Consider the following 1,876-nt stretch of genomic DNA (forward strand, 5'->3'; position numbering starts at 1 on the left):
GGAGGAGCGGAACCGGGGCCTGTCGGTCTGCGGATGGCGTGGTCATGGCGTCTGTCCCTGCCAAAGCGGCAATCCGCTTTCTCTGGCGAAGTCTCTATCTTCCGCGTAGATGGGCTCGCCTCTTCTCGCCACCCGCCGAAGCAAATCCGCATCTTCGTCGGCATGATATCGGAAGGCGTTTCGGCTATCGTATCCATGCCCGGCCTGAGACAGGGAAAACCCGCTGACCACAACCGGAGCGAAGCCGGCGAAACGCGCAAGCATGACAGCGAAAGCCCCCGTGGAGATGTTCCGGTGCCAGCCGCGGGATACGTGAAATTTGCCGCTAAGCCGCCAGACGATGTTGGCAAGCTGCCACCTGGTAAGCGCCTGCAAGGTCTCGTAACGATAATCGAAGGTGCGACAGCCGGCTTTCAGCTTGTCCTCCACGTCAGGCCAGATCGGGACGATCAGATGCTTTGCCTGCCGCCCTTTTAGCAAGTCACGCTTGTAGAAGTCCTGCTCACCTTGGCCAACCAGAATGCCGCGACGCATCAGCGCCATATCAGGAGCGGCGAGGCCAAAGGTTTCCGCCAAAATCTGGGAAGCGTTGACGGTTATAAGCGCCCAACCGGCATCATGTCCGTACGGGAGGCGAAAATTCGGCGCCGATCCCATGACCAAGGCGGGACCCGTGAGCCTGGGCAAGCGGAGGATGGGCTTTGAGAGCACGGGCAAGAGATCCGAAAGCGGAGGTTTCATGCGGGGATCTGAACCGCATTTTCCTCAAACGCACGCAGAATGCTTTCTTCTCGGCTCCACAATTCGTCCCATTGTGTGGCGCCCGACCAACCGGCAAACCAGGGACCGCCGAGCGTGTAGTGCGCCAGCGACACCTCGGCGGGGTCGAGTTCGGAAGCCGACGCCCCTACGAGGTAGTTCCATGCCAGAGGCAACTCCCCGATCTCATGATCCTCGAGCCATTTGAAGGCGTGGAGGTCACGTCCGGGCCACGTATTAAGCATTTCGTTCGTCAGTCGTTTGTTGGCGGGATGGTCTAGATTCCACAAAACGACCGACGACCAGTTCTTGCGCCGATAGAACGTCTGCGTTTGTCCGTCCATCTTGACGGCTTCAGACTCGCGTTGCCTGTGCTTAACCGCCATGATCGCGTAGGAAGGATCGACCAGGTCGAGCAGCTTGACGGGATCCTGCAGAAAAAGAACGTCACAATCGCAGAACATGGCCCAGCCGCCTTGCCGCATAAACGGAACGGCAAAGCGCGATATGGCAAACTCGGTCGCCATCGGTGCCTCGGAGATCGGGCACCAGAGCCTACCGTCACGTACCTCCATCGGTCGCTTCATGATTCCTTGGGCTTCAAGGTCTTTGAGCACCAGTGGGTGGATCTGCAACGGCGTGCTTGTCCGGCGGAAGGCGCTCCATCGCGCCACCTCGAGGACTCGGGCTTCGCGTGGGTCGTACCCGATGTAGATTGGCATCATAGTGTAACTCTGCAGTTGGAAGTGAGTTTGCCCGAATTATGCAAGGTTGCGCGGCTGGCGGTAGACCCCAGGTAAATGGATCAACCCGCCGCGATGGCGATCGTGCAAGGCCAGAGCGCCACAGTCGGGATATTGTTGCAGTCAGGCCGGAGTCAAGCAACCGTGAGCGACGGTATTTCGTTTGGCTCGACGGAACATTGGCCGGGCCGGGGCCCAAATAAAGCGAACAGATGTTATCGCGCTCGCTAGCTCCTTTTCCGTGAATGGCTTGCTGAGAATTTTGATGTCGCGAGTCCCCGGGAGTTCGGCGTAGCCCGTTGCTATAATGACGGGTACGTTCGGCCACTGGCCTTTGATCGTATTCGATAGCTGCAGGCCCGTCATCTTCGGCA

Annotated in this window: 3 protein-coding genes; all 3 read right to left on the minus strand. The window is 58.8% G+C overall.

The window, feature by feature from the left end; all coding sequences use genetic code 11:
• Nucleotides 1-42: 42 nt before the first annotated feature.
• Nucleotides 43-741 carry a hypothetical protein gene (locus EN932_RS35190; protein WP_063170680.1) on the minus strand — a complete coding sequence of 233 codons (699 nt, stop codon included), beginning with the start codon at nucleotides 739-741 and terminating at the stop codon, nucleotides 43-45.
• Entirely contained in the window at nucleotides 738-1,481 is a 744-nt protein-coding gene (locus EN932_RS35195; protein WP_245483389.1) for a hypothetical protein, read from the minus strand. The genes EN932_RS35190 and EN932_RS35195 overlap by 4 nt, the downstream gene beginning before the upstream one ends.
• A gap of 144 nt (nucleotides 1,482-1,625) precedes the next feature.
• Nucleotides 1,626-1,876: hypothetical protein (locus tag EN932_RS38565; protein WP_206526358.1), on the minus strand; the 251-nt coding region annotated here is incomplete at its 5' end.

Origin of the sequence: Mesorhizobium sp. M7A.F.Ca.US.002.01.1.1 (genome assembly GCF_004022955.1) — a bacterium.
Lineage (GTDB): Bacteria > Pseudomonadota > Alphaproteobacteria > Rhizobiales > Rhizobiaceae > Mesorhizobium > Mesorhizobium ciceri.

What these genes read in the sequence shown, in the direction of transcription:
- EN932_RS35195 (WP_245483389.1), bottom strand. Translation starts at nt 1,481, where the DNA reads ATGCCAATCTACATCGGGTACGACCCACGCGAAGCCCGAGTCCTCGAG.
- EN932_RS35190 (WP_063170680.1), bottom strand. Translation starts at nt 741, where the DNA reads ATGAAACCTCCGCTTTCGGATCTCTTGCCCGTGCTCTCAAAGCCCATC.